Origin of the sequence: Schaalia sp., from assembly GCF_050312375.1 — a bacterium.
In the GTDB taxonomy this organism is placed as follows: Bacteria; Actinomycetota; Actinomycetes; order Actinomycetales; family Actinomycetaceae; genus Pauljensenia; species Pauljensenia hyovaginalis.
The window spans coordinates 1-26441 of sequence record NZ_JBNOYB010000105.1 but is presented as its reverse complement, the minus strand read 5'-3'; the positions used below and the strand labels follow the sequence as shown (position 1 = coordinate 26441).

Sequence of the window (26441 nt, the reverse complement as noted above, 5' to 3'; positions counted from 1 at the left end):
TGTCCTATCGGAGCGTCAGTGGCGAGATGATATCGGCGAGGACGAGAAGCGCCGTCAGAGCGATGAGCGCGGCCGCCACGCACCACGTCAGCGGCATGAGCCTCGCCGTGTCCACGCAAGCGGGCGCATCGCGTCCCCGAAGCCGCGAGTATAGCCCCCGCGCGCCCTCGACCAGCGCACCGGCGATGTGGCCGCCGTCAAGAGGGGGCAGGGGGATGAGGTTGAAGATGCCGAGCGCCATGTTGAGCGAGGCGAGCAGCGACAGGATGACCGCGAGCTTCTGGAGGGCGCCGTCGATGCCGAAAGCGCTCGTGCCGCCGGTGACCTCGCCCGCGATCCGTCCGACGCCGACGATCGACATGAGACCCGAGCCGTCGCGCTCCGTGCCGGTCACCAGCGCCGCCCCCACGTCCCATGCGGCCGCGGGCAGCCTCACGATGGCCGAGGCGGTCCCTCCCGCGAGGCGCGCATACGCCGCAAGGGTCTCGGGCAGACCCGCCCGGCGGCGCTCGAGAGCGGAGGCGACGCCGAGGACATGAGCCCCCTGGGGCGTCTCGACCGCGCGGAGGCGCACGCTCGCATTTCGCCCCTCACGACTGTAGGAGACCTCCATCTCCTCGCCGCCGCTCGCCGCCACGAGTTCCTGGAAGCGCCTCCAGTCCTCGACCGCCCGCCCGTCGACCGCCACGATCGTGTCTCCCGCCTGAAGGCCCGCCTCGTGCGCGGGCCCGGGAAGCTCTCCGAGCGAGGAGGAGACGCTCGGCGACACGGACTCCAGGGTGAGGCTCGGCGCCGGTGAACCGATCCCGATCATCGCGCCCATCAGGAAGACGAGGGCGAGGACGAGATTGACGAGCGGGCCGCAGACCATGACGATCGCCTTGCGCCACCACGACAGGCGGTGGAAGGCCCTGTGCTCGCAGCCGAGCGGAACCTCCTCGCGGGAGGCGATTCGTGCCTCCTCGGCGAGAGTGGGCCTCCCATCGCGCCGCGTCCGTTTCCGGGTCGGCGAGCCCGGCCCGAACATCCCCAGGATCCGGACGTATCCGCCGAGCGGGAGCGCCCGGATCGCGTACACCGTCGAAGCGCGCTCCCGCTTCCACAGCGCGGGCCCGAAGCCCACCGCGAACTCGGGGACGAGCGCTCCGAAGCGCTTGGCCGGCAGGAGGTGGCCCAATTCGTGAAGGGCGACGGACAGGACCAGGCCCACGAGGATCGCCCCGATCCCCCAAAGCGACCCGCTCACGCCCGGCGTCCTCGCGATGCGTATTCGCGCGCGCGAGAGCGCGCCCATTCCTGGACGCCCATGACGTCGTCGAGGGTCGGATCCGCGATCCCCTCGTGGGCGAGGAGGACCTCCTCGAGGGAGTCGACGATCTCGAGCCATTCGAGTCGCCCCTTCAAGAAGGCGTCGACGAAGACCTCGTTCGCCGCGTTATAGACCGCCGGATGCGTCGCAGAAGCCGCAACGGCCGCGCGGGCCAGCCCCACCGCTGCGAAGGTCTCCTCGTCGATCGCCTCGAAAGTCCATCCCTGGGGATCGGACCACGTGAGCGGGCGTTCGATCCCGGGGAGTCGTTCCGGCCAGGTCAGTCCGAGGGCGATCGGCAGGCGCATGTCCGGTGGAGAGGCCTGGAGGGTCGTCGCGCCGTCGATCCAGGTCACCATCGAGTGCACGATGGACTGCGGGTGCACGGTGGTGAGGACGTGCTCGGGGGCGACGTCGAAGAGGAGATGCGCCTCGATGAGTTCGAGGCCCTTGTTCACGAGCGTGGAGGAGTTGATCGTGACGACCGGCCCCATGTTCCACGTCGGATGCGCGAGCGCCTGCTCAGCCGTCACGCCGCGGAGCTCCGCCCGCCGTTTGCCGCGGAATGGGCCCCCGGATGCGGTCAGGATGAGATCGGCGACCTCGCTGCGCCCCGAGAGCACGGGCGAGCACAAGCCCCTCTCGTGCACCCCCGAGGCGAGGGCCTGCGCGATGGCCGAGTGCTCGGAATCGACCGGGACGATCTGACCGGGGCGCCGACACGCCCTCTTGACGAGGTGACCGCCGACGACGAGGGATTCCTTGTTCGCGAGCGCGAGGCGCGCCCCCGATCGCAGCGCGGCGAGGGTCGGCTCGAGGCCGACTCCCCCGGTGATGCCGTTGAGCACCGTTCCCTCGGGCACGAGGGCGGCAAGCTCGCTCGCAGCCTCATCGCCCTCGCGGATATCGGGGGCGGCATTCGGATCGAGGGTCCGGATCAGCTCTGCGAGTTCGGCTGCGCGAGGAGCGGCGACCCCGACGAGGGGAACGGCGAACTCCACCGCTTGGCGGGCCAGGAGTTCGAGGTCACCTCCCCCTGCGGCCAGGGCGACGACCTCGAAGCGGTGGGGGTGCTGACGCACCACGTCCAGCGCCTGCGTGCCGATCGACCCGGTCGATCCCAGGATGACGATCCGACGGGGGGCGTCAACGGTGAGCATGGTGCTCATTCGACGGCGAGCAGGATTTCGACGGCGCGACCGAGGTAGGCGTCGACCGGGCCCTCGGCGTAGGCTTTCTTCCCCCGAGCGGGACGGAACACCGAGAAGCGAACCTCATCGACGCCGAGCGGCTCGCCCGCATCGAAATAGGCGGCGAGGCGGTCGAGGAGGTCGTCGACTGCGGCTTTGTCGTAGCCCCGACCCGATTCCGGGTTCGCGAAGCGCTCGCCGCGAGGGCGCAGGAGCCGCTCATAGAGCGTCGTCGCCCGATCGGCGACCTTCTCCAGCCACGCCGACTCGCCGTTCACCGCGACGTGGTCGGCGCGATCGCGCTGCACGAAGGCGGCTTCGAGGCGATTCATCGCCGCGTCGACGGCGTCGACTCGATATCCCCGGCGCTTGAGGGGGAAGGTCGCCTGACGGACCTGCTGGGCCGAGAACTGCTCAGCGGGGACCCCGCCCTCGTACGCACGGCGCGCATCCTCGAAGAAGGCATCCACGCGGTCCGGCGCGTAACCATGCTTCCAAAAACCCGTCATGGGGAATGCGTCACTCATCGAGTCCCTTGCTTCCTTCCCGAAGTGTTCGGCTCCGCGGTTCTCAAGGAGTCCTTCACCGCCGTGGCGAGCTGGCCGCACGCGCCGTCGATGTCGGATCCGCGAGTGTCGCGGATCGAGGTTGAGATCCCATTGTCGCGCAGAGTCGCGACAAATGCGTCCTGCGCTCGCCGTGTCGAGGCCGTCCAGATCGTGCCCGGCGTCGGATTCAACGGGATCGGATTGACATGCGCCCAGCCCCTGCCGCGCGCATTGAGTTCATCGGCGAGGAGCTTCGCGCGCCTCACCTGATCGTTCATGTCCTTGATGAGCGCGTATTCGATCGACACGCGCCTGCCCGTGGCGAGGAAGTAGCGGCGCGCCGCATCGAGCAGCTCCGCCACCTTCCAGCGCGAGTTCACCGGGATGAGGTCGTCGCGCAGATCGTCGTCGGGGGCGTGGAGCGAGACGGCGAGGGTGACCGCAAGCCCCTCCCCGGCGAGCTTGTCGATCGCGGGGACGAGGCCGACCGTCGACACCGTGATGGAGCGGGCCGACATCCCGAAGCCCTCGGGGCTCGGGTCGATGAGCCGGTGCAAGGCCCCGATGACGGACTTGTAATTCGCCAGGGGCTCCCCCATGCCCATGAACACGACGTTCGAGAGGCGGCCCGGCCCGCCCGCGAGCTCGCCGTCGCGGCATGCGAGCTGAGCATGACGCACCTGATCGATGATCTCGGCGGTCGAGAGATTGCGCGTCAGGCCCATCTGCCCGGTCGCGCAGAAAGGGCAGGCCATTCCGCAGCCCGCCTGGGACGAGACGCACAGCGTCGTCCGCTGAGGATAGCGCATGAGGACCGATTCGACCGTGGCGCCGTCGAAGAGCCTCCACAGGTCCTTGAGGGTCGTCCCCCTGTCGGCCCGTTGAGTGACGACCCGCTCGACGACGGGCGGCAGCAGTGAGGCGACGGCCTCGCGCATGGAGGCGGGGATGTCCGTCATTCGCTCGGGATCCGCGGTGAAACGGTCGAAGTAGTGCCGTGACAGCTGATCGGCGCGGAACGCGGGCAGGCCCAGGTCCTTGAGGGCGCTCTTCCGGGCCGACAGATCGAGGTCCACAAGATGCGCCGGAGCCTTCCCCCGTCGCCGCGGGGCGAAGGAGAGAATCGGCTTGGCGTCCGGGCTCGAGGCACCCTCGGGCGGCTGATCGGTCGGACGCACCTCATGACGGGGCGTACCAGCAGGGGCAGTCACGGGGCTCCTAGAAGGCGAGGGTGTAGACGAGGTGCATGAAGGGGGCGACCATCAGAAGGGCGTCGAGACGATCGAGCAGTCCGCCGTGCCCGGGCAGCAAGCTCGACATGTCCTTGAGGCCCGTTTCGCGCTTGATGAGCGACTCGGTGAGGTCCCCGATCGTGCCGATCACGCATGCGCCGATGCCTGCGAGCAATCCGAAGGCCCAGTGGGCGTCGAAGGCGATGAAGCATCCCACTCCCACGGCGATCGTCGCGAGGGCGGAGCCGATGAACCCCTCCCATGACTTCTTCGGCGAGAGGCGGGGCGCCATGGGATGCTTCCCGAGCATCACGCCAGCGGCCCAACCGCCCGTGTCGCTCGCCACCACGAGAGCGACGTAGACGAGGATGAGCCGGGGGTTGGAATCCCTCAGCATCAAGAGGACGAAGGACGCGAGGAAAGGCACGTACACCGCGGCGAAGACCGAGGAGACGACATCGCTGACCCGCCCGTTCGCTTCGGGATCGAGGATCCGCCACGCGACGCAGGCGAACACCGTCGCATAGAGGGCGAAGAGGAGCGCCTCGGCACCGAGGGTCCACGCGCACACCGCCATGCCGATCGCGCCCACGTAGAGCGGAGCCATGGTGAGATGCGTGCCCAGGCGCGCGAACGCGCCGCCGAGCTCCCACAGGGCGCCGAGGATGAGAAGGCAGATGACGCCGACGAACACGGCGGGCGCGAAGAAGAGGGGGACGCCCACCGCGGCGATCAGCACGACCCCCGTCGTGATGGCGGCGGGCAGATTACGGCCGGCGCGACCGGTCGCCGCGAGAGGCTCCCCCTCCCGAGTCGGAAGCGGACGCAGGATCCGACTCGGGAGCGAGGGGGGATTCATCGGGCTCACAGGGTCAGGAGTTCGCTTTCCTTCGAGGCGAGGAGCTTGTCGATCTGATCGACGTGGCTCTTCGTCGTCGCTTCGAGGCTCTTCTCGGCGCGATCGACCTCGTCCTCCCCGGCCTCGCCGTCCTTCTTCAGACGATCGAGGGACTCCTTCGCCTTACGGCGGACGTTGCGCACGGAAACGCGCGCGTCCTCGGCCTTCGTCTTCGCCAGCTTCACGTACTCCCGGCGGCGCTCCTCGGTGAGGGCGGGCAGGACCACGCGGATCACGTTCCCATCGTCCGTCGGGTTCACACCGAGATCGGACTCGCGCAGGGCCTTGAGGATCTCGGCGGTGGCGGTCCGGTCGAAGGGCGAGATGAGGACGGTGCGCGCCTCCGGGATCTGGAAGGAGGCGAGCTGCTGCATGGGCGTCGGCGCGCCGTAGTAGTCGACGAGGATCTTGTCGAACATCCCCGAATTCGCACGGCCTGTCCGGATGTTCCCGAACTCGCCCGACGCCGCCTCAACGGCGCGATCCATCTTGTCCTCAGCCTCGAGGAGAATGTCATCGATCACTGGTGGCTCCTATGTCTTTCAGTCTTCGGCATTGACAAGAGTACCGATTCCCTCGCCGAGGAGGGCCGCGGTCACGTTTCCGGGTTCGGACATTCCGAAGATCCGCATCGTCAGTCCATTGTCCCTGCACAGGGCCAATGCCGTCGCATCGACGACCTTGAGTTCGCGTGCGAGGGCCTCGGAGTAGGTGACGTGGTCGAGTTTTCGGGCCTCGGGATTCGTCCGGGGATCCGCGTCGTAGACCCCGTCCACGCCGTTCTTCGCGACGAGGATCTCATCGCAGTGCGTCTCAAGAGCGCGCTGCGCCGAAACGGTGTCCGTGGAGAAGAAGGGCATGCCCGCCCCGGCTCCGAAGATCACCACGCGCCCCTTGTCCAAGTGACGGATCGCGCGCAGGGGGATGTAGGGCTCGGCCACCTGGGTCATCGTGATCGCGGACTGCACGCGCGCGGGAACGCCCGACTGCTCGATGAAGTCCTGGAGCGCCAGCGCGTTCATGACCGTACCGAGCATGCCCATGTAGTCGGCGCGCGAGCGGTCCATCCCCGCGCGGGCGAGCTCGGCCCCGCGGAAGAAGTTGCCGCCGCCGACGACGACCGCGACCTCGACGCCGCGCCGGACGGCGGTGGCGATCTGACGGGCGATGTCCCTGACGATCGTCGGGTCGAGGCCGACGGCGCCGCCGCCGAACGCCTCTCCCGAGAGCTTGAGAAGGACCCTACGGGGCTTTGCCATGACTGGATCTCCTTGTGGTGAAAATTCCGGAAAGGGGCTCATGCACCGCGATGGCCCCGCCCGAAGGGCGGGGCCATCGACCTTGGCTCAGGCTCCGACGTGAACGCGGACGAACTCCGTCACGGTCGCGCCCGCCTCGGCGAGCACCTTGCCGACCGACTTCGAAGGATCGCGCGCGAAGGCCTGATCGACCAGGCAGTTGTCCTTGAAGTAGGCCTCGAGGCGGCCGGTGACGATCTTGTCGACGATGTTCTCCGGCTTGCCCTCCTCGAGGGTGATCTTCACGAGGGTCTGACGCTCCTTCTCGAGGACGTCGGCCGGGACGTGGTCACGATCGAGGTAAGCGGGCATGTAGGCCGCGACGTGCATCGCGATGTCGTGGGCGACGGCCGCGCCGGCGGCATCGGTCACGACGAAGACGCCGACCTGCGGGGGCAGGTCCGGGCTGGTCTGGTGGAGGTAGAGGTCGACGTTCTCGCCCTCGACGCGGACCACGCGGCGGATCTCGAGCTTCTCGCCGATGACGGCGGCCATGCCGTTGAGCTTGTCCTGGACGGTCTCGTCACCCATGGGGGCGGCGAGCAGGGACTCGAGGTCGGCCGCCTTCGAGGCGACCGCGGCCGCGAGGACCTCGTTCGCGAAATCGATGAACTTCTGGTTCTTCGCGACGAAGTCGGTCTCGGAGTTCACCTCGACGAGGACGCCGACGCCCCCCTCGACCTGGGCGGCGAGAAGGCCCGCGGAGGCCTGACGGCCCTCGCGCTTGGAGAGGGACTTCAGGCCCTTCAGGCGGATGATCTCAAGCGCCTTCTCGGCGTCGCCGTCGGCCTCGGTGAGAGCCTTCTTGACGTCCATCATTCCGGCGCCGGTCTGCTCGCGCAGCGCCTTCACGTCGGCAGCGGTGAAATTCGCCATTGACGTTTCCTTTCGTTCCGGTGGGGCTCAGTCCTGGGCGGGGGTCTCGGCCGCGGCGGCCGGTTCCTCGGCAGCGGGGGCCTCAGCTGCGGGGGCCTCAGCGGCCTCCCCCTCAAGGAGCTCGCGCTCCCACTCGGCGAGGGGCTCTGCGACGGTCTCGGCCGAGTCGGCCGACTTGCGGGTCTCGGAGCGCGCGAGGAGGCCCTCGGCGACGGCGTCGGCGATCACGCGGGTGAGGAGGGCGACGGCGCGGATGGCGTCATCGTTGCCCGGAATGCGGTAGTCGACCTCGTCCGGATCCGCGTTCGTGTCGAGGATCGCGACGATCGGGATGTTGAGCTTGCGGGCCTCGGAGACCGCGAGGTGCTCCTTCTTGGGGTCCACGATCCACACGGCGGAGGGGACCTTCGCCATGTCGCGGATGCCGCCGAGCGTGCGCGAGAGCTTGTCCTTCTCGCGGCGCATCATGAGGAGTTCCTTCTTGGTGCGGCCTGAGGAGGCGACGTCGTCGAAGTCGATCTGCTCGAGCTCCTTGAGGCGCTGGAGGCGCTTGGAGACGGTCGAGAAGTTGGTGAGCATGCCGCCGAGCCAACGGTGGTTCACGTAGGGCATGCCCACGCGCTGCGCCTGCTCCGCGACGGCCTCCTGGGCCTGCTTCTTCGTGCCGACGAAGAGGATCGAACCGCCGTGGGCGACCGTCTGCTTGACGAAGTCGTAGGCGATGTCGATATCGGCGATCGTCTGCTGGAGATCGATGATGTAGATGCCGTTGCGCTCGGTGAGGATGAAGCGCTTCATCTTCGGGTTCCAACGGCGGGTCTGGTGCCCGAAGTGGACGCCGGACTCGAGGAGCTGACGCATGGTAACGACTGCCATGATCGTCCTTCCCCCGCTCGTGCGGGATCGTGGGAGCGGACTCCCGATTCGGTTGCCGCCCCGGCGGTGTCGCCGGGGCCCTAGCGCCGTGACCGTCGAGAGCCTCCGAAGAGGACCGGATCGACGCGTCCCGACCGATCGGACGATGCGGTGCGGAAACGGCGCGCGAAGTCACCTGCACGCAGGTGCCCGTCCAGTCTAGACCATGCGCGATGCCCCTCTCGGGGCCCGGCTTGTGACCCTCGTCGCTCGCCGCATCCACAGCCGCATCCCGACCGCCCTCGTCCACAATCGTGAAGCGGCGGCCGAGCCGGGCGCATCCCTGCCGTCGATCATGGAGGCATGCACCGCATGCTCGCCCTCCTCGTCCCCCTCATGGCGCCGATGCTCCTCGTCCAGCCTTCACAAGGGCTCGAGGCGCCTGCGCCGTGGCGGTGGCCCGCAACTCAACGGGTCGCGGTCGCACGGCCCTTCGACCCGCCGCCGCAGCCCTGGTTGAGAGGGCACCGCGGAGTCGACCTCGATCTCGACGCAGGGGCGGTGATCCTCGCCCCCGCACCGGGGCGCGTCGCCTTCGCGGGGCTCGTGGCCGGCAAGCCGGTCCTGGCGCTCTCGCACGGCCGGATCCGCTCCACCTACGAGCCCGTCGTCGCGCTCGTCGAGGTCGGCGAGCAGGTCCGAGCGGGCCAGGCGGTCGCCGTCCTCGTCGATGGGCACGAACCCTCGGGACTGCATTGGGGCGCGAAAGTCGAGGGCGATCACTACATCGATCCGCTCCGGATGCTGCAGGGCCCCCTCGGGCTCAAGCCCTGGCAGTGACGAGGATGCGGCGCGGGCCTCAGGCCCGCGGGTGCGCCTGCCGGTAGATCGCCGCGAGGCGCGCAGAATCGACGTGCGTGTAGCGCTGAGTGGTCTGCAGGGAGGAATGACCGAGGATCTCCTGGACCGTGCGCAGGTCCGCCCCGCCCTGCAGGAGGTGCGTCGCCGCCGAATGCCGGAGCGCATGGGGGGCCAGATCCGATACGCCGGCGCGACCGGTTTCGACGTGAAGCATCTTGCGCACGACCCGAGGATCGATCCGGCCCCCGCGCTCGCCGAGGAACAGGGCTCGGCCGGATCGCGCATTCGCGAACTCGGGCCGACCCCGATCAATCCACTCCCCGATGGCCTGCGCCGCCAGGAGTGACAGCGGAACGATCCGTTCCTTGTCGCCCTTCCCGATGACGCGGGCCGTCTTCGCGAGGACGTCCACCGAATCGAGGTCGAGTCCGCTCAGCTCGCTCACCCGCATCCCCGAGGCGTAGATCGTCTCGAGGATCGCCCAATCGCGCAGGTCCTTCGACCCCTCGTCGGCCCTGCTCCTGGCATCCTCCAGGAGACGATCCGCATCCCCCGCCGACAGGATGCGCGGCAGCCTCTGATCGGGACGCGCGCTCTGGAGGCCCGCCGAGGGATCCGCCTTCAAGAAGCCCCGTTCGGCGGCCCACGCGCAGAAGTTGCGCACGGCGGCGGTGCGGCGCGAGAGGGTCGAGCGCGACGCCCCCTGCTCGGCCTGGCCCCCCAGCCACAGGCGGATGCGCCGGGTGGTCAGACGCAGGGCGATCTGCTCCCACGGGGCGTCCTCAGCGAGGCCGAGCGCACTCCACAGCGCGCCGAGATCCCCCGAGTAGGCGCGGATCGTATTCGCCGCGAGCCCCCTGGTGTGAGCCAGGTGGTCGCTCCACTGCTCGATCGCTCCGCCGCTCATGGGCCCAGCCTAACGCCGGCGCCCCCACCCCCTCGTCGATGAAGCGACGAGCCCGCACAGTTCGAGCTCGGCGAGAGCGGCGACGACCTCGCGCTCGGACAGGCCCGATGCGCGCGTCACCCTGGCAAGCGTCGTCCTCGAGGCCTTCGGCAGGGCTTCGTACACGCGCCGCGTGTTCGGGGCAAGGGCGGCGATCCCCCGGTCCTCCTCCACCGGCTCGCCGAAGAGCGCGCCCTGTTCGAGGGACTCGAAGGGGAAGGCGAGCTCGTGCGCATCATGTCCGTCCCGGACCAGGGTCGCCCCGTTGCGGATGAGCTCATGGCACCCGCTCGATGAAGCCGAGCTCACCGGTCCCGGCACCGCTCCGACCGGGCGCCCCATCTCCATCGCGCGCCTGGCGGTGGCCAGGGCTCCGGAGCGCGCTCCCGCTTCGACGACGACGGTGGCCCGGCTCAGGGCGGCGATGAGGCGGTTCCTCGAGAGGAATCTCCACTTCGCGGGTCTCCACGACGGAGGGCACTCGCTCACGAGTGCGCCGCCCTCGGAGAGGATCTTGCGGAAGTCCTCGATATGGGCCTGCGGATAGGGTTGTTCAAGGCCTCCGGCCATGATCGCCGCCGTGCGCCCGTGGAGGGCGAGGGCTCCCCGGTGCGCGGCGATGTCGATGCCGAAGGCGCCCCCGGACACCACCGCGATCCCCTCCTCGGCGAGCTGCGCGGCGATGTCCGTCGCCGTCCTGGAGCCGGCGGCCGTGGCGGCGCGCGAACCGACGAGGGCGACGGCGCGCTCTCCGGGAAGGGCGCCGAGCACCCAGATGCCGATCGGCGCGCGCTCCCCCAGGTCCTCGAGGGGCGCCGGCCATTCGGGATCACCGGGGATGAGGAAGTCTCCCCCGAGCCGGTGCACGGCATCGAGTTCGCGCCCGGCATCGGCGACCGCGATCCTCGCCCGCCATCGTTCGTGCGCCTCCCGCCACTTCGGGCTCAGGGCGCGCAATGGGCCGGGAAGCGCTCCGGGGCGCGCCGCGCGCGCCCAGCGGATCGCCTCCTCGTCTCCGAGGGCGCTGCGCAGGGCCGCCGCATGCGGATCCTCGGGTTCGACGATGCAGGTCCACCAGGCCGCCCGCAGGCGCTCCTCATCAGTCGTCGACATCGCGTCCTCCATTCCTCAGGCTGAGCGCCCGGACGAGGTCCGCTTCGCCCGGGCGGTCCCGGCCCTCCAGGTCGGCCAGGGTGCGCATGAGCCGCAGGACCCGGTCCGCTCCGCGCATCGTGAGGTGCCGCTCGTCCACCGCCCGGTCGAGGCGTTCGATGAGAGCCGCGGGCATCCGGCCGTGCCTTCTCAACCAGGCCCCCGGCAGTTCCGCGTTGAGCGAGTAGCCGCTGCCCGCGAGGCGATCCCTCATCCGCCGACGCGCCTCCTCCACTCGCAGGCGGACCTCGGCTGAGCCCCGCGCCCGGCTCATGCGCAGGTCCGCCCTGGTGGGCTGGCGCATCTCGACGGTGATGTCGATCCGATCGAGCAGGGGCCCGGACAGGCGCGACATGTAGCGGCGGCGCTGGAGCGAGGAGCACCTGCATGCCCGTCCCGCGCCGCCGCACGGGCACGGATTCGAGGCGAGCACCAGTTGGAATCCCGCCGGATAGCGGGCCCGCCCTTTGGAGCGGTGGATCGTGATCGCGCGTTCTTCGAGGGGCTGCCTCAGGGCGTCGAGCACCGAGGGGGCGAATTCGGCGGCCTCGTCGAGGAAGAGGACGCCGCCGTGCGCGAGGGAGACCGCGCCCGGCAGTGCGACCCCCGATCCTCCGCCGATGAGCGAGGGCGTGGAGGCCGAATGATGCGGCGCTTGGAACGGGGGCCTGCGCAGCAGCGCCCCCTCTTCGCCGAGGGCCCCCGCCAGGGAATGGAGCGCCGTCACCTCGAGCGCGAGCGCGTCATCGAGGTCGGGCAGGACTGAGGGAAGACGCGATGCCAGCATGGTCTTGCCCGATCCCGGTTCGCCGATGAGGAGCAGGTGGTGGCCTCCGGCGGCGGCCACCTCGAGGGCGTCGATCGCTTGGTCCTGACCGCGTACGTCGAAAAGGTCGAGCTCGGGATGAGGGGGCGTGCGCGGCTGCGGCGCGGCATGAGGGGCCCCCGTTCTCACGGCCCTGCGCGCCGCTCCCCCGGCCGCGCCGACGAGGTCGGCGAGATGCTCGAAGGCGAGGACCTCGATGCCTGAGATGAGCCCCGCTTCGTGGGCCGAAGGCGCGGGCACGATCACGCGTCGCGCGCCCAGGCCCTTCGCCGCCGCGACTCCGGGCAGGATGCCGCGGACGGGGCGCAGGCCGCCGTCGAGTCCGAGCTCGCCGATGAGGACGGCGCCCTCGAAGAGGGCCGGCGAGATCCTTCCGGAGGCCAGGAGGACCGACATCGCGATCGCCAGGTCGAATCCCGACCCGGACTTCGCGAGTCCCGCGGGTGAGAGGTTGACCGTGATGCGCCGGTCGAGGACTTCAAGATCGGAGGATTGCAATGCGGAGCGGACCCTGTCCTTGGCCTCTCTGAGGGCCGCATCGGGCAGCCCGACGAGCGTGAATCCGACGAGGCCGCGCCCGATGTGCGCCTCGACGTCGACGAGGTGCCCCTCGAGTCCGATGAGTGCGAGCGAGGTGACCGAAGCGGTGCGGACGTTCATGAGATCGACCGGACCCATTCGGTCGTCGCGCCGAAGGCGCGCAGGTCAGCGGCGACGGGAGCGGCGATCACCTCGTGACGGCGGCCTCGCGGCACGGTGAACGCGATGACGTCTATCCGTATCGGCCGGCGGGTCGCATGCGCCCTGGCCCAGGCGATCGCAAGACGGCGGAGCTTGGCGACCTTGACCGGATCGACGGATTCGAGTGCGGATCCGAAGGAGTCCCCGATCCGCGTGCGGACTTCGACGATGACGAGCTCGCGCGCATCGCGGGCCACGAGGTCGAGTTCTCCGCGCGGCCCGTCGCGCCAGTTCCGGTCGAGGATCTCCAAGCCCTCCTCGTCGAGGATGCGGGCCGCCGTGCATTCTCCGAGCGCTCCGAGCGCGCGTCGATGATCGATTCCCATGCGCCACCTCCGAGGCGATCCTCGTCGGGAAGGCGCTCCGGCGCCGGTCGGCGCCGCTCGGAGTGTGGATGGGCGGGGCCGGGTCCGGGTTGTGGACGGCGGGCTCGAGGTCTTCAGGGGATGTCGAGCTCGGGCTTCGACAGCTCCTCGACGTTGACGTCCTTGTAGGTGATGACTCTCACTGAGCGGACGAAGCGGGACGAGCGGTAGATGTCCCACACCCATGCGTCCGTGAGCGTGAGTTCGAAGAAGACGTCCCCGCCCACGGGGCGGGCCTGCACATCCACCTGATTGCACAGGTAGAAGCGGCGCTCGGTCTCGACTACGTACTTGAACAGGCCGATGACGTCGCGGTACTCGCGGAACAGCTCGAGCTCCAGCGCGTTCTCGTATCCTTCGATGTCCTCACTCACTCCTCAATGATGCCTTGCTGAGGCGCGAAGAGCATCATCGCGACGCGCCGGGGAGCCGCCATGAGCGCCGGTGCAACTGCGAAGGGCCGTGGCGCCGAAGGCCCTCGACATGCGCCGGGGACGCGTAGCCCTTGTTCCGCTCCCAGGCGTATCCGGGATCATCGAGTCCGCACATGAACTCATCCCGGGCGACCTTCGCGAGGATCGAAGCCGCCGCTACGATCGTGCAGCTCGCATCTGCTTTGACTTTCGTCACCACCGGGGGTGTCCCGATCTGCTCCAGGACGGGCCCGTCGAGTTCTGCGAGGAGATCGTCCGGGGGCGTGAGCCAGTCGTGGGATCCGTCGAGGAGGACGAGGGCGGGGGCGCCGATGAGCCGGGTGAGGTCCTCGAGGGCGCGCATGCCCGCGAGACGCAGAGCGGGAATGATCCCGAAATGATCGATCTCCTCATTCGAGGCCCAGCCCACCGCATGGGCCGCCGCCCACTCGCGAAGGGGTTCGACGAGGTCCGCGCGCCTGCGGGGCGAGAGGAGCTTGGAATCGGCCAGTCCCTGCGGGGGCTCTGGCTCGCCGCCCAGCAGGGCGCATGCGCCGACGGCGACCGGCCCTGCGAGCGCTCCCCGCCCGACTTCGTCCATGGCGACGAGCGGGGCGCCCTGAGCGAGGAGCTCGAGTTCCGTCTCACGCGTCGCGAATGCGCGGGTCACCGACTCGCACCGGCGAAGGGGCCGGGCTCGCTCAGGCCCCACTTCCAGTTCGAGATGGGCCAGATGACGGCCTGGACAGTGCCGACGACCGAGGAGACGGGGACGAAGGGGCTCTGCCCCCCGCCCTGGTGGTAGCGCGAGTCCGCCGAATTGCCGCGGTTGTCGCCCATGACCCACAGGGTGCCTTCGGGGACGACCACGTCGAAGGGGAAGGCGGAGGGGACCTGGCCGGGTGCGAGGTAGGGTTCATCGATCGCGACGCCGTTGACCTTCAGGACCCCGTCGTCCCCGCAGCTCACGCGGTCTCCGCCGATGCCGATGACGCGCTTGACCAGGGTCTGCTCGCCGCCGCTCGGTACGAGGCCGACGAATTCCCCGATGGTCTGGAGCGCCGTTCGCGATTGCGCGGGGGCCGAGATCCAGCCGAGTGAATCGTGGAAGACGACCACATCGCCCCGTTCGATCGTGCCCCGGAGGCCGTCGATGCGCGACACGGCGATCTTGTCATCGACTTTGAGCGTGTCATTCATCGAGGGCGAGGGGATCCAGAAGACTTGAACGACGAAGGCCCTGAGCAGGGTGGAGATGACGAGGGCGATGACGAGGACGAGGCCGAGCTCGCGGAGGAGGGCGAGCGGTCCTGAGGCCGCACGTTTCTTCGGGGGCGCAGCCCTGTGCATCGCGTCCATGCGCGAGGATGCGGGATCCCTGTGTGTGGCGTTCATTCAGCTCCTTAGTCCTGTCGCTCATGCGCGGCGCCCGGCACCCCTTCCGGGAACCGGGCGCCGCGGTTCGTTCTTACGCGATCACTCCGCGCTTCCCGAACGGTGCTCCTTGATCTTGGCAGCCTTGCCGTGGCGCTCACGCAGGTAGTAGAGCTTCGCACGACGGACGTCACCCTTGGTGACGACTTCGAGGCGGTCGATCGTGGGGGCGTGGAGCGGGAAGGTGCGCTCGACGCCGACACCGAAGGAGACCTTGCGGACGGTGAAGGTCTCAGAGACTCCGTGTCCGCGGCGGGCGAGCACGACGCCCTGGAAGACCTGGATACGGGAACGGCTGCCCTCGATGACCTTCACGTGCACCTTGACGGTGTCACCGGCGCGGAAGGCCGGAAGATCGGTGCGGAGGGAAGCGGCGTCGACTGCGTCCAGCTTCTGCATGTGTACTCCTCAACGCGCGCGCCGCAGGTCGTTCGCGTCAGATTCGGCAGGTCGGGCCTGCGTTTTTCGAGCGCCGCATTCGTGCGGACGTCCCCCCGCGGCAGGCTGCGTCCGAATGCGACCCGATCAGTGTGCCACAAATCGCGGTCGAAGCTCGTGACTCACGTCGCGAAAGGGGCCCTGAGCTTCGTGAGATCGCGCACGAGGACGACATCGTGGTTGCGCACTCCTCCGACGGTGAAGGTCCGCCGTCCTTTCTTCACGAAGCCGTGCTTGCGGTAGAACCTCTGGGCTCTGGTGTTGACGCTGTTGGTCCCCAAGACGATCCGTGCAGCCCGGGAGTGCCCGGCCGCGTCTTCGACGGCGCTTTCGAGGAGGGCCCCCGCGAGTCCCGTTCCGCGCCAGGGGGCGTCCGCGTAGCACTTGGACAGATAGGCGTCCCCGGCTTCGATCTTGCCGGGGCGGAGCATATCGGCGCCGATCGCGTCGTCTCCGGTGCGGACGAGGGAATAGCCGCCGGCCCGGCCGTCGACGAATGCCAGGAGGATCCGGTCCTCCGGATTCGCCAGATGCTCGGCGAAGGCCTCTTCACTGAGCTCGTCCGCCATGAAGGCCTCGATCGCCTCGGCGGGGAGGCCGGGCGGGCAGGCGTCGGGGAAGGTCCGTGCGGCGAGTTCGGCGATGATTCCGGCTTCGTCGGCGCGGGCCGGTCGGATTTCGAGATGATGCGGTCCCTCATCGGTGAGGAGGACCCCGGCTCTGGCGAGTGTCGTCCGATCGGCCGAGTCGAGGGCGTCGAGGACGAGGCCGCCGACCATGTCCGGCCGCCGCTTCGCGGTCCGTTCGAGGGCCCGGTCCCGCCGCCACCTGGCGATCGCGGCGTGATCGCCGCCCAGGAGGACCGCGGGCACCTCGAGTTCCCTCCAGGTGCGGGGCTTCGTGTACGCCGGGTATTCGAGGAGCCCGTCGGAATGCGATTCTTCGACGATGGACTCGGGATTGCCCATGAATCCGTCGAGCAGGCGGGTGACCGCCTCGACGAGGACGAGCGCGGCGGCCTCGCCGCCGTTGAGCACGTAGTCGCCGATCGAGTATTCGAGGACTTCGAGTCCGCGCTCCCGGTAATGGTCGGCGACGCGCTGATCGATGCCCTCGTAGCGTCCGCAGGCGATGATGAGGTGCCCCGCAGCGGCGAGGTCCGCGGCCATCGCCTGCGTGAGCGGAGTCCCCGAGGGGGCGGGGATCGCGAGCACGGTGCGCGACGGCCCGGATCGGGCGCCCTCGAGGGCGTACGGCGCGCCTTCGAGGAGCTCATCGATGGCCTCCCCCCACACGGTCGGCATCATCACCATCCCGGCTCCTCCGCCGTACGGGGTGTCGTCGACGCTTCGGTGCCGGTCGTGCGTCCACTGGCGCAGGTCGTGCACGTGCGCCTCGACGAGGCCCGCTTCTCCGGCCTTCCCCAGGAGGGACAGTCCGAGTGGGGCGAAATAGTCGGGGAAGATGGAAACGAGGTCGATCCTCATCGCGCGTCCCGGTCCCCCGCATCGACGGCGTCGTCGTCGAAGAGCCCCGGCGGCGGGTCGATGAGCACGGTGCGGCCTTCGAGGTCCACCTCGGGCACGAGCGCTTTGACGAAGGGGACCATCACCTCGCCCCGAGGGGTCTTGACGAGGAGCAGGTCCTGGGCGGAGCCGAAACGGAATCCCGACACCGTCCCGAGTTCATCGTCCCTCGGGGTCACGGCGCTGAATCCCACGAGCTCGTGGGGGTACCAGGCGTCTTCCTCCGCGCGTTCCTCGACGAGGAGGGCGCGTCCGCGCAGGGCCTCCGCATCCTCCCGGCTCCTGAGCTCCTCGAAGGAGACGAGGAGTCTGCCCTTGTGCGTCCGCGAAGCGCGCACGGTGAGTTCCGCGCCTTCATCCCCATCGACCTCGAGGAGGGATCCGGGAGCGAAGACCGACAGGTCGTCGGTGCGCACGTCGATGATGGCCTCCCCGCGCAATCCGTGCGCGGGGCCGACGATTCCGGCGGTCAACAGCATGGGTTCCTCCTCATTCATCCGATCCGCCCGGCCCGGACTGGCGGACGGTGACGCCACGGAGGGGCCCGGCGAACCGGACCCCTCCGTGGCGTTGCTTTCCTTCGATCACTCGCGATCGGTGTCGACGACGTCGACCCGAACCGGACCGTGGGTGGAGAGCGCACCGATCACGGTGCGCAGCGCCCGAGCGGTCCGACCTCCGCGCCCGATCACCCGTCCGAGGTCGTCCGGGTTGACCCGGACCTCGAGCAGGCGGCCCCGGCGCATCGAGCGCGAGGAGACCTGGACGTCCTCGGGGTGATCAACGATCCCCCCGACGAGGTGCTCCAAGGCATCGGCGAGCATGCTCAGGCTTCCTCACCGGATTCGGCCTCGGGCGCTTCCTCAGCGGCCTTCTCAGCCTCGGCGGCCTTGGCCTCTTCGGCCTTGGCGGCGGCCTGGGCGGCCTTCGACTTCTCGGCCTCGGCCTCGGCGGCCTTCACGGCCTCGGCGGCCTGCGCGGCCTTATCGGCCTCGGAGACGAGAACGCGCGAGACGGCGTCCTTCTTGCCGTTGAACTTCGCGATGTCGCCCGTGAGGACGAGCAGGTTGCGGACCTGGTCGGAGGGCTGCGCGCCCACGCCGAGCCAGTACTGCGCACGATCGGAGTCGATGCGGATCTTCGAGGGGTTCGGCTGAGGATCGTAGATGCCGATCTCCTCGATGACGCGGCCGTCGCGCTTCTTGCGCGAATCGACGACGACGACGCGGTATGCGGCGGCGTGGATCTTGCCCACGCGCTTCAAGCGGATTCGAACTGCCACTGGTGTGGTCACTCCTGTTTCTCAAAAGGGGTGGAGCGCATGCTCGTCCGGCAGGGAACACGGCCTCGCGATTGCTCCGGGACACGATCACGTGAGGTGAGAGGGTCCTCAAATGACCGGGTACAGCGAACCATTGTGCCATGCCTGAACGGCGCTCCCCAAACATTGGGCCCAGGCATCGCGCTTCGGACGCGTGCGATCGATCACGTCGCGGCGCGTCCCGCTTCCGCGGTCAGCAGAGTTCGCCGCGCACGACCACGGCATCGGGAGCACCGAGGACGGGCAGGGTGCGCGGGTCCTCGGCGAAGACGATGAGATCGCCGCCCTCGTAGGGGGCGCCGAAGCCGAGGTCGGCGCGGGATCGGATCGAGGCGATGCGCAGGAGCTCCTCACGCGCAACGCCCTCGGCCTCCCACATCGCGAATTCCGCCGCGATCGTGCCGTGCTCCTGGTACCCGCCGGAATCGGTCCCCATGACGAGGCGCACCCCCTCCTCGCGCATCATCGCGAAGCGCTCGTGGCGTTCTTCGAACATCCGGAGCATGCGACGGCCGTAGACGGGGTATTTGGAACCGGCCTGCTCGGCGAAGTCTGCGAAGAGCTCGATCTGGAGGAGGGTCGGCGTGACGAGTACGCCCCTCGCCGCGATCTCGCGCGCCTGGTCCTCATCCATTCCCGAAGCGTGCTCGATGTCGTCCACTCCGGCTTCGAGAAGATCGTCGATCGTCTCGCGGGCGAAGGCGTGGACGGCGACCTTCGCGCCGAGGTCGTGGACCGCGGCGACCGCGTCGATGAGGATCCGCCGATCCCACAAGGGCGCGAGATCGGCGTCGGCGCCCATGGAGCGATCGATCCAGTCGCCGACGAGCTTGACCCACCCGTCCCCCGCCGCCGCTTGGCGCGCGGCCTCGGCGGGCAGGTCACGAGGGTCGTCGAGCTCGACGGGGAGCGAACGGATGTAGCGCTTCGGCCTGGCGATGTGGCGGCCCGCCCGCTTCAGGCGGGGCAGGTCCGCCCTGTCGTCGATCCACCTCGTATCCACGGGGGAGCCGCAATCCCTCATCGCGAGGACGCCGGCGCTGCGCTGCGCCAGGATCTGGGCCTCCTGCTCCTCACGCGTCGACGGCCCCGCGGATCCGATTCCGATGTGGGCGTGCGAATCGACGAATCCGGGGAGCGCGAAGCCGATGCGATCGGGCTCGAGGCCCTCCCCGACTCGCGCGACGCCCTCGCGGGTGACCCGGAAGGTCCCCCGTTCCTCGCGCAGGCCGTCCCCGCCCTCGGTCAGGAGGGTCCCGGAAAAGATCACTTGAGGCCGTTCAGCATGCGGCGCACGTCTTCGGGCAGGTCGTCCATCGTCGGACGCGGCGCGGGCTCCGCCGAGGGGGCGCCGAAGGCCGAGCCCTGCTTGCCGGATTTGCGCTGCTCGGGCGGGAGGAGCGCTTCGAGTTCCTGAGCGCGGCGCTTGGCGGGGTTGCCCGAACGCGCTTTCTTCTTCACCCTCTGCCGCTCGGCCTGAGCCTTCCGGGCATTCGCCTTCTGCTTGGCCTTGCCGCCCCGGCCGGGCAGGGAGCCGAAGCCGCCCGGGCCCATGCCCCCCATGGCGCCCATCTGGCCCATCATCGCCTTCGCGGCTTCGAAACGCTTGACGAGCCCGTTGACCTCGGCGACGCTCGTCCCTGAGCCCCTGGCGATACGGGCGCGCCGCGAACCGTTGAGAATCGACACGTCCTCGCGCTCCGCGGGGGTCATCGAGCGGACGATCGCCTCGATCCGATCGATCTCCTTCTCGTCGAAGTTCTCGATCTGCTCGCGCATCTGAGCGGCTCCCGGAATCATTCCGAGCATCTTCTTCATCGACCCGAGCTTCTTGATCTGCTGAAGCTGGGAGAGGAAGTCGCCGAGGGTGAGCTCACCGGACATGGCCTTAGCGGCCATGCGCTCGGCCTCCTCGGCGTCGAGGCGCTTCTCGGCCTGTTCGATGAGGGTGAGGACGTCGCCCATGTCGAGGATGCGCCCGGCCATGCGGTCGGCGTGGAATCGCTCGAAGTCATCGAGCCCCTCGCCAGTGGAGGCGAAGAGGATCGGGGCGCCGGCGACCCCGCGGACGGACAGGGCAGCACCGCCGCGTGCGTCGCCGTCCAGTTTGGACAGGACGACGCCGGTGAAGCCCACGCCGTCGCGGAAGGCCGTCGAGGTGCGGACCGCGTCCTGACCGACCATGGCGTCGAGGACGAACATGATCTCGTGGGGCTGAACGGCGTCCCGGATCCGGCGCGCCTGATCCATCAGCTCCTCGTCGACGCCGAGGCGGCCCGCCGTATCGACGATCACCACGTCGATGCCGGACTGGATCGCGTGATCGAGTCCGGAGCGGGCGACGCGGACGGGATCCCCGACGCCGTTGCCCGGTTCGGGCGCCCACACCTCGACCCCCGCCCGTTCGCCGACGACTTGCAGCTGAGTGACCGCATTGGGGCGCTGAAGGTCGGAGGCGACGAGGAGGACCGACTTGCCCTCTTCGCGCAGCCACTTTCCGAGCTTTCCGGCGAGCGTCGTCTTACCGGCGCCCTGCAGGCCCGCGAGCATGAAGACGGTCGTCCCGCGTTCGGCGAAACGAAGCTCGCGCGTCTGTCCGCCGAGGACTTCGACGAGTTCGTCGTGGACGATGCGGATGACCTGCTGGCCCGGGTTGAGGGCCTTCGAACGGGCGGCGCCGTAGGCCTTCTCGCGCACGGCGTTCGTGAAGCTCCGCACGACGGGAAGGGCGACGTCGGCGTCGATCAGCGCGCGTCGGATCTCCGAGATCGTCTGGTCGACGTCGGACTCGGTGAGGACTCCGCGACTCCGCAACTGCTTGAAGGACTGCGTCAACCGATCGGAGAGGTTTCCGAACACTTGGTGCTCCCGTTCGCTCGATTTCCGGGGGTCATCGCCCCGATCACTCGTCCAAGACTATCGCACGGCCGGGTCCTCATTGAGTCGGGCCCAGGCGGTCCGGACGCAGGTGGTGATGAGGCTGGCCCGCCACCGGGTCCAGGCCCTGGGACCGGCGGCCTGGGAGTCCGCTTTGGTGAGAACGGCGAGTCCGGCCAATGCCCTGCCGTCACCCTCGAGCGCATCGAGCAGCCTGTCGGCCGTGCGCGCCGAGCGGGGATCCTCCTCCGTCGCGAGTCGGGCGAGGAGGAGATGCCGTTCGGTCAGCAGTCGCACTCCCCCGCTCCTCTGGGCCAGGCCGAGGCGCCGGAGCACCGCTTCGACGAGGCCTGCGCCGACTTCCGGATGATCGCGGCTCGCAACGCCTTCTCGTTTGCCCAGATCGTGGAGGAAGGCGGCGAGTCGGAGTTCCTCCCAGCGCACGAGTTCGACGGGGAAGGGCCATTCCCACGGATCCGCGCCGTTTCGCGCGGCGTTGCTCCGCGCAACGGTCTCCGCGAGGTGCCGGTCGACGGTCCACCGGTGGAAGTCGGCGCTCTGGGGGCGCGATCGCACCTGGGCGAACTCGGGGATCCACTCCTCGATGACTCCGCTCAGTTCCAGATGCGACCACGCCCGGACGAAACCCCGGGGCAGAGCCAGGAAGGCTTCGAAGGCGGCGGATTCCCGAGGCGCCCATTCTCGACCCGCATGGTCGCCCCGCCAGGCCGCTGCGGCGATCCGGTCGAGCGCGCGGGGCGCTGGATCGAGGTCCATGAGCGCGCTGCGGATCGCCAGGTCGAGGACCGCCTCCGGTTCTGAGGCGAAGACGGGATCGGTGAAGTCGAGGCGGGAATCGACGAGCGCCGTCGTCGCCGAGATCGCTTCGAGTCCGCTGCGCCTCCTGCTCCTGCCACGGCCGGGAGCGGCCTTTCGGATCGCGCGCCGCGCAAGGGCACCGGCTCCCCATGAGGCGGCTTGCCGCTTGGCCATGTCGATGACGCTGCGGCCGGCGGTCTCGATCTCGATGCCGGCTCCGGTGAGGAGTCGGCGCAGATGCGTCTCTGCCTCATCTCCCTCGAATCCGAGGGCGAGCGCGACCGCGCGCTGATCCGATCGGAGCAGCTTCGCGCTGTGTCGTCCCGTTACGGCCTGCAGGGCGTCACGGACGTCGAGGAGCGCGCAATGCGCTTCATCGAGGGGGCCGTGGGGGCGGTCCGCGAGCCAGGCGGCGGTGAGCACCCGCATGAGGTCGAGGTCGCGGATGCCTCCGCGGCATTCCTTGAGCTGAGGCTCGTTCACCTGATGGAGCAGATCCCAGCGGGCCCATCTCCCCTGAGCGTCGACAAGCAGTTCGGCGATCCTCGACGGCGCGTGTCTGCGCAGGTCTTCCCGCACCTTGCGGATGACGCCTTCACTGAGGGCGGCATCGCCCGCGACGTGCACGAGGTCGATGAGCGCCGCGAGGGCCGGAAGGTCCTCGCCCGCGATCTTCTCGCACTGGGCGGGCGTGCGCACCGAATGATCGACGTCGAGGCCGCTCGCCCAGAGCGCCGTGAGCAATTCGCGGACGACACCGGCCAGTCCCGGAGTCTCCTTCTCGACGATGACCACGACGTCGAGGTCCGACCTCGGGCCGCCCTCGGCGCGGGCGAAGGAGCCGGTGAGGCACAGGGCTGAGCGGCACTCCAGGCGTTCGGGGCGCGCATCGCGCCAGCGCTCGGCGAGGAAGTCCTCGACGCGCCGGGCGGCCTCGGCTCGCCGGGCCCTGCCGGGAACGGGGTTCCACACGCCGTCTTCGACGGGCGGGGGACCCGGGACTGCGCGGAGGGCCCGGGCGAGAGGACCCTTGTTCACAGGGCCTCGTCTCCGCGTTCACCGGTGCGGACCCGGATCACGTCCTCGACGGCGGTGATCCAGATCTTGCCGTCGCCGATCGCGCCCGTTCGCGCGCCCTCGATGATCGCATCCACCGCGGCGTCGACTGAAGGATCGGCGACGAGGATCTCGAATCTGATCTTCGGAACGGAGGACACCGCGTACTCGGCGCCCCGATAGATCTCGATGTGGCCCTTCTGGCGGCCGGTGCCCGAGACCTCGGAAATGGTCGCACCGGTCAGGCCGAGGCCGTCGAGGGCCTCCCGCACCGCATCGAGGCGGTAGGGCTGGATGATCGCAGTGATGAGCTTCATGATGGTTCCTTCCCAGAGCGCCTCGGTGTTTCAGGAGAGCCTCAACGCGGGCGCGGACTCATAGGCCGACTCGGAGTGCTCGCCGAGGTCGATGCCCGCGGATTCGATCTGAGGGGCGACCCGCCAGCCGAGAGTCGCGCCGAGGACGAGCGCGATGAGCGCGGTGACGGCGCCGGAGAAGGCGAGGGCGATGAGGGCGACGAGGGTCTGGACGATGAGGAGCCCGAAGCCGCCCCCGTGGAGCAGACCGCCGTCGAGGGCGAGGAGGCCGATGAGGATCGTTCCGATGAGGCCGCCGACGAGGTGGACGCCGACGACGTCGAGCGAGTCGTCGAAGCCGAAGCGGAGCTTCAGCGACACCGCGTGGGCGCATGCCACTCCGACGATGAATCCGATGAGGATCGAGCCGAACGGATCGAGGGCGCCCGCACCCGGGGTGATCGCGACCAGGCCCGCGACGATCCCCGATGCCGCGCCGAGCGAGGTGGCCGAACCGTCGCGGAGCTTCTCGGTGGCCATCCAGGCCAGGGAGGCGGCGGCCGCGGCGACGGCGGTGTTGACCCAGGCCATGCCCGCGAGGGCGTTGGCGCTGAAGGCCGAGCCCGCGTTGAAGCCGAACCATCCGAAGAGGAGGAGGGCGGCGCCCGCCATGACGAAGGGGAGGTTATGGGGCCGCATTGCTTCGAGGCCGAATCCGGGGCGCTTACCGATGATGAGTGCGAGGACGAGTCCCGCGACTCCCGCATTGATGTGGACGACCGTGCCGCCCGCGAAGTCGATGGGCGCGACACCGATGAGGCGCGCGATCAGTCCGTCGCCGCTGAGGAGTCCGCCGCCCCACACCATGTGCGCCATCGGGAAGTAGACGAGGGTGACCCAGATCGCGGTGAAGGCCATCCATGTCGAGAACTTCACGCGTTCGGCCAGGGATCCGGAGATGAGGGCGACCGCGATGATCGCGAAGGTCATCTGGAAGGCGACCGAGACCCACGCGGGCACTCCGAAGTCGTCGATGCGAGTCCCCTCGAAGCCGCCTCCGAGGCCGAATTGGCTGAAGGGGTTCGCGAAGACGCCTGCGATGTCCCGGCCTCCGTAGGTCATCGACCACCCCCACAGGGGGTACACCACGCCGACGAGGGCGAAGGCCCCGAAGGACATCATGAACATGTTGAGCACGGATTTCGTCCGCGACATCCCTCCGTAGAAGAGGGCGAGTCCGGGCACTGTCATGAGGAGGACGAGCGAGGACGAGATGAGCATCCAGGCGGTCGCCCCGGTATCGAGCTGCATGATGGGCCTTTCGATCGGGATACCGACGCGACCCATTCTAGACAAGAATTTTGCCTTACTTTTACCTTCTCAAGGCTTGGACTTTACCCTTTAATGATCGAGTCGACGAAGCCCCGCGGATCGAAGGGGGCGAGATCATCCGGCCCCTCACCCAGGCCGACGAACTTCACCGGGACCCCGAGCGCCCGCTGAACCGAGACCACGATCCCGCCCTTGGCCGAGCCGTCGAGCTTCGTCAGGACGATGCCCGTCACACCGGCGGCCTCGGCGAAGACCTCCGCCTGCTTCAGGCCGTTCTGCCCCGTCGTCGCATCGAGGACGAGGAGGACCTCCGAGACCGGCGCCTGCTTCTCCATGACGCGCTTGACCTTGGAGAGCTCATCCATGAGCGCCGACTTGTTCTGAAGGCGGCCGGCGGTATCGACGAGCACGACATCGACTCCCCGCAGCGCGCCCTCCTTCACCGCATCGAAGGCCACGGAAGCCGGGTCGGCGCCCTCCCGGTCCGAACGCACGACCTCGACGCCGACGCGATCGCCCCAGGTCTGCAGCTGATCGGCGGCGGCGGCGCGGAAGGTGTCGGCCGCACCGAGCAGGACGCTCCTGCCCTCGGCGAGGAGCACACGGGCGAGCTTGCCGACCGTCGTCGTCTTGCCGGTCCCGTTGACGCCGACCACGAGCACGGAGGCGGGGCGATCCTCGGCGCCCGCGCTGCGCTCGAGGCGGAGCGAGCGATCCATGTCCGGACCGACGAGGACGAGGAGCTCCTCGGCGAGGAGGGAGCGGATCTGCACGGGGTCGCTCGTTCCCGCGACGGCGACCCTGGAGCGCAAGGAGGAGATGAGCTCATCGGTCGCCTCCAGCCCCAGATCGGCGACGAGGAGGGTGTCTTCGATCTCCTCCCAATCAGTGGCCTTGAGATCGCCGCGGGCGAGGATCTCAACGATCGCACGGCCCAGGGCCCCCGTGCCGGCCAGGCGCGAACGCAGGCGCTGCAGGCGCGAGGGCAGCGACTCGGGGACCTCGGCCTCCGCAGGCGCCTCAACGGCCGCGCATTGCGCGGCGGCGTCATCATCTCCGATCTCCCCCGGTCCGGCGCGCGCGGGAGTCTCCCCGGACTCCGCCGATTCGAGCGACTGCTGCGCCTCCCCCTCCGGATGGGCGACAGGCGCGGCCTGCGGACCCGGTGCCGAAGGCCGGGAACGGAGGACGAACACGACGAGGGCGGTGATCGCCGCGACGACGAGGACCGCCAGCGCGATGCCGAGCGGCGTGGAAAGGAAAGTGAGAACAGCGTCCATGGGGCCATCATCCCCCATTCGGGGCGAGCGACTCCAGCCGGGAAGCGGTCAGGACTCCTTCGCGGACTGCCGGTTCTCCTGAATGCGCTCGATCCGATCGGCGACGCCCTCGATCCGATCGATACCGGGAAGACGGTCCGGATCGAAGTAGCCGTTCTTCTGCACCCTGTTCGCATCGAGCATGTCGCCCAGGGTGGTCTCCTGGGCGGCGACGCCCTCCGAGGGGGGCTCCTCGGAGATCGCCTGCCCCTGCGCGCGCAGATGGCGCTGCCAGTCGGGCGCAGGACGGCGCACGAGGGCCAGACCGACGATCACCGCGATCGCCGCGATGACGATGACGGCGAGCAGGAAGAAGATGACAGCGAAGCCCTCGAGCATGCCCCCATCGTCCTCGCACCCGCCCCGCAGGTCGAGTCGGGCACACGCCGTTTGCCGTTTCGTGACAATGAGATGCCTCACCACGGCGCACGGTTGCGATCCCGCATGCGCCGGGAAGCGCCCGGACCCGAGGACAAGGGCGCGGCTCGGGCGGGGCGCCGTCGAGGCGCAGTC

Annotated in this window: 29 protein-coding genes; 1 reads left to right on the top strand and 28 read right to left on the bottom strand. The window is 69.3% G+C overall.

Features of this window, described 5'->3' with window-relative positions; translation table 11 throughout:
• Positions 1 to 4: 4 nt before the first annotated feature.
• From ACQY7V_RS08125 to rpsB, 9 genes are all read right to left on the bottom strand, one after another.
• Entirely contained in the window at positions 5 to 1246 is a 1242-nt protein-coding gene (locus ACQY7V_RS08125; RefSeq protein WP_428639731.1) for a M50 family metallopeptidase, read from the bottom strand.
• The gene (dxr, locus tag ACQY7V_RS08120) at positions 1243 to 2469 is read right to left on the bottom strand and encodes a 1-deoxy-D-xylulose-5-phosphate reductoisomerase (protein WP_428639729.1); all 1227 of its coding nucleotides are present in this window, start codon (positions 2467 to 2469) and stop codon (positions 1243 to 1245) included. Before dxr ends, ACQY7V_RS08125 begins: the two co-directional genes overlap by 4 nt.
• A gap of 5 nt (positions 2470 to 2474) precedes the next feature.
• Entirely contained in the window at positions 2475 to 3026 is a 552-nt protein-coding gene (locus ACQY7V_RS08115; protein ID WP_154477424.1) for a DivIVA domain-containing protein, read from the bottom strand.
• Positions 3023 to 4258: a 23S rRNA (adenine(2503)-C(2))-methyltransferase RlmN gene (gene rlmN / locus ACQY7V_RS08110; protein WP_277299461.1), complete on the bottom strand. Its 1236-nt coding sequence runs from the start codon at positions 4256 to 4258 to the stop codon at positions 3023 to 3025. Before rlmN ends, ACQY7V_RS08115 begins: the two co-directional genes overlap by 4 nt.
• A gap of 7 nt (positions 4259 to 4265) precedes the next feature.
• Complete coding sequence (locus ACQY7V_RS08105) at positions 4266 to 5138, bottom strand: phosphatidate cytidylyltransferase (protein ID WP_154477422.1); 873 nt, start codon at positions 5136 to 5138, stop codon at positions 4266 to 4268.
• A 5-nt stretch (positions 5139 to 5143) separates the two neighbouring features.
• Positions 5144 to 5701 carry a ribosome recycling factor gene (gene frr / locus ACQY7V_RS08100; protein ID WP_184452821.1) on the bottom strand — a complete coding sequence of 186 codons (558 nt, stop codon included), beginning with the start codon at positions 5699 to 5701 and terminating at the stop codon, positions 5144 to 5146.
• A gap of 18 nt (positions 5702 to 5719) precedes the next feature.
• Positions 5720 to 6436 carry a UMP kinase gene (pyrH, locus tag ACQY7V_RS08095; protein ID WP_154477420.1) on the bottom strand — a complete coding sequence of 239 codons (717 nt, stop codon included), beginning with the start codon at positions 6434 to 6436 and terminating at the stop codon, positions 5720 to 5722.
• An 87-nt stretch (positions 6437 to 6523) separates the two neighbouring features.
• Positions 6524 to 7351 (bottom strand): translation elongation factor Ts, encoded by an 828-nt coding sequence (gene tsf / locus ACQY7V_RS08090; protein ID WP_154477418.1) that lies wholly within the window; start codon positions 7349 to 7351, stop codon positions 6524 to 6526.
• Positions 7352 to 7378: 27 nt separating this feature from the next.
• Positions 7379 to 8227, bottom strand: coding sequence for a 30S ribosomal protein S2 (rpsB, locus tag ACQY7V_RS08085; RefSeq protein ID WP_277299460.1), 849 nt, complete (start codon positions 8225 to 8227; stop codon positions 7379 to 7381).
• A 342-nt stretch (positions 8228 to 8569) separates the two neighbouring features.
• Between rpsB and ACQY7V_RS08080 the strand changes: the two genes are divergently transcribed.
• Complete coding sequence (locus tag ACQY7V_RS08080) at positions 8570 to 9046, top strand: M23 family metallopeptidase (protein ID WP_320836356.1); 477 nt, start codon at positions 8570 to 8572, stop codon at positions 9044 to 9046.
• Between the two features lie 19 nt (positions 9047 to 9065).
• Here the strand turns inward: ACQY7V_RS08080 and ACQY7V_RS08075 are convergent, their stop codons facing one another.
• From ACQY7V_RS08075 to ACQY7V_RS07985, 19 genes are all read right to left on the bottom strand, one after another.
• A complete protein-coding gene (locus tag ACQY7V_RS08075) occupies positions 9066 to 9974 on the bottom strand; it encodes a tyrosine recombinase XerC (RefSeq protein ID WP_320836355.1) in 909 nt (302 codons plus the stop codon).
• A 9-nt stretch (positions 9975 to 9983) separates the two neighbouring features.
• Positions 9984 to 11126 (bottom strand): DNA-processing protein DprA, encoded by a 1143-nt coding sequence (gene dprA / locus ACQY7V_RS08070; RefSeq protein ID WP_303772962.1) that lies wholly within the window; start codon positions 11124 to 11126, stop codon positions 9984 to 9986.
• Positions 11113 to 12651, bottom strand: a complete 1539-nt coding sequence (locus tag ACQY7V_RS08065; protein WP_428639722.1) for a YifB family Mg chelatase-like AAA ATPase — start codon at positions 12649 to 12651, stop codon at positions 11113 to 11115. Before ACQY7V_RS08065 ends, dprA begins: the two co-directional genes overlap by 14 nt.
• Positions 12648 to 13058: a YraN family protein gene (locus ACQY7V_RS08060; RefSeq protein WP_320836353.1), complete on the bottom strand. Its 411-nt coding sequence runs from the start codon at positions 13056 to 13058 to the stop codon at positions 12648 to 12650. Before ACQY7V_RS08060 ends, ACQY7V_RS08065 begins: the two co-directional genes overlap by 4 nt.
• A 113-nt stretch (positions 13059 to 13171) precedes the next feature.
• On the bottom strand, positions 13172 to 13471 hold the full coding sequence (locus ACQY7V_RS08055; protein WP_115727455.1) for a DUF2469 domain-containing protein: 300 nt from the start codon (positions 13469 to 13471) through the stop codon (positions 13172 to 13174).
• Positions 13472 to 13505: 34 nt separating this feature from the next.
• Entirely contained in the window at positions 13506 to 14180 is a 675-nt protein-coding gene (locus ACQY7V_RS08050; protein ID WP_320836352.1) for a ribonuclease HII, read from the bottom strand.
• The gene (gene lepB / locus ACQY7V_RS08045; RefSeq protein ID WP_320836437.1) at positions 14177 to 14860 is read right to left on the bottom strand and encodes a signal peptidase I; all 684 of its coding nucleotides are present in this window, start codon (positions 14858 to 14860) and stop codon (positions 14177 to 14179) included. Before lepB ends, ACQY7V_RS08050 begins: the two co-directional genes overlap by 4 nt.
• Positions 14861 to 14986: 126 nt before the next feature.
• The gene (gene rplS, locus ACQY7V_RS08040; RefSeq protein ID WP_154477404.1) at positions 14987 to 15343 is read right to left on the bottom strand and encodes a 50S ribosomal protein L19; all 357 of its coding nucleotides are present in this window, start codon (positions 15341 to 15343) and stop codon (positions 14987 to 14989) included.
• A 161-nt stretch (positions 15344 to 15504) separates the two neighbouring features.
• Entirely contained in the window at positions 15505 to 16869 is a 1365-nt protein-coding gene (gene trmD, locus ACQY7V_RS08035; RefSeq protein WP_320836351.1) for a tRNA (guanosine(37)-N1)-methyltransferase TrmD, read from the bottom strand.
• On the bottom strand, positions 16866 to 17387 hold the full coding sequence (gene rimM / locus ACQY7V_RS08030; RefSeq protein WP_303772958.1) for a ribosome maturation factor RimM: 522 nt from the start codon (positions 17385 to 17387) through the stop codon (positions 16866 to 16868). Before rimM ends, trmD begins: the two co-directional genes overlap by 4 nt.
• A 105-nt stretch (positions 17388 to 17492) precedes the next feature.
• On the bottom strand, positions 17493 to 17732 hold the full coding sequence (locus ACQY7V_RS08025) for an RNA-binding protein (protein ID WP_154477396.1): 240 nt from the start codon (positions 17730 to 17732) through the stop codon (positions 17493 to 17495).
• 2 nt (positions 17733 to 17734) lie between these two features.
• Complete coding sequence (gene rpsP / locus ACQY7V_RS08020; protein WP_277299454.1) at positions 17735 to 18190, bottom strand: 30S ribosomal protein S16; 456 nt, start codon at positions 18188 to 18190, stop codon at positions 17735 to 17737.
• A gap of 232 nt (positions 18191 to 18422) precedes the next feature.
• Positions 18423 to 19499, bottom strand: coding sequence for an amidohydrolase family protein (locus ACQY7V_RS08015; protein ID WP_303775419.1), 1077 nt, complete (start codon positions 19497 to 19499; stop codon positions 18423 to 18425).
• The gene (gene ffh, locus ACQY7V_RS08010; protein ID WP_428639719.1) at positions 19496 to 21088 is read right to left on the bottom strand and encodes a signal recognition particle protein; all 1593 of its coding nucleotides are present in this window, start codon (positions 21086 to 21088) and stop codon (positions 19496 to 19498) included. Before ffh ends, ACQY7V_RS08015 begins: the two co-directional genes overlap by 4 nt.
• Before the next feature lie 57 nt (positions 21089 to 21145).
• Positions 21146 to 22963: a nucleotidyltransferase domain-containing protein gene (locus tag ACQY7V_RS08005; protein ID WP_303777960.1), complete on the bottom strand. Its 1818-nt coding sequence runs from the start codon at positions 22961 to 22963 to the stop codon at positions 21146 to 21148.
• The gene (locus ACQY7V_RS08000) at positions 22960 to 23298 is read right to left on the bottom strand and encodes a P-II family nitrogen regulator (RefSeq protein ID WP_277299451.1); all 339 of its coding nucleotides are present in this window, start codon (positions 23296 to 23298) and stop codon (positions 22960 to 22962) included. The genes ACQY7V_RS08005 and ACQY7V_RS08000 overlap by 4 nt, the downstream gene beginning before the upstream one ends.
• A 30-nt stretch (positions 23299 to 23328) precedes the next feature.
• Positions 23329 to 24624: an ammonium transporter gene (locus ACQY7V_RS07995; RefSeq protein WP_320836350.1), complete on the bottom strand. Its 1296-nt coding sequence runs from the start codon at positions 24622 to 24624 to the stop codon at positions 23329 to 23331.
• A 47-nt stretch (positions 24625 to 24671) separates the two neighbouring features.
• Entirely contained in the window at positions 24672 to 25889 is a 1218-nt protein-coding gene (ftsY, locus tag ACQY7V_RS07990; protein ID WP_320836349.1) for a signal recognition particle-docking protein FtsY, read from the bottom strand.
• 48 nt (positions 25890 to 25937) lie between these two features.
• Entirely contained in the window at positions 25938 to 26267 is a 330-nt protein-coding gene (locus ACQY7V_RS07985; RefSeq protein ID WP_320836348.1) for a hypothetical protein, read from the bottom strand.
• Positions 26268 to 26441: the final 174 nt, after the last annotated feature.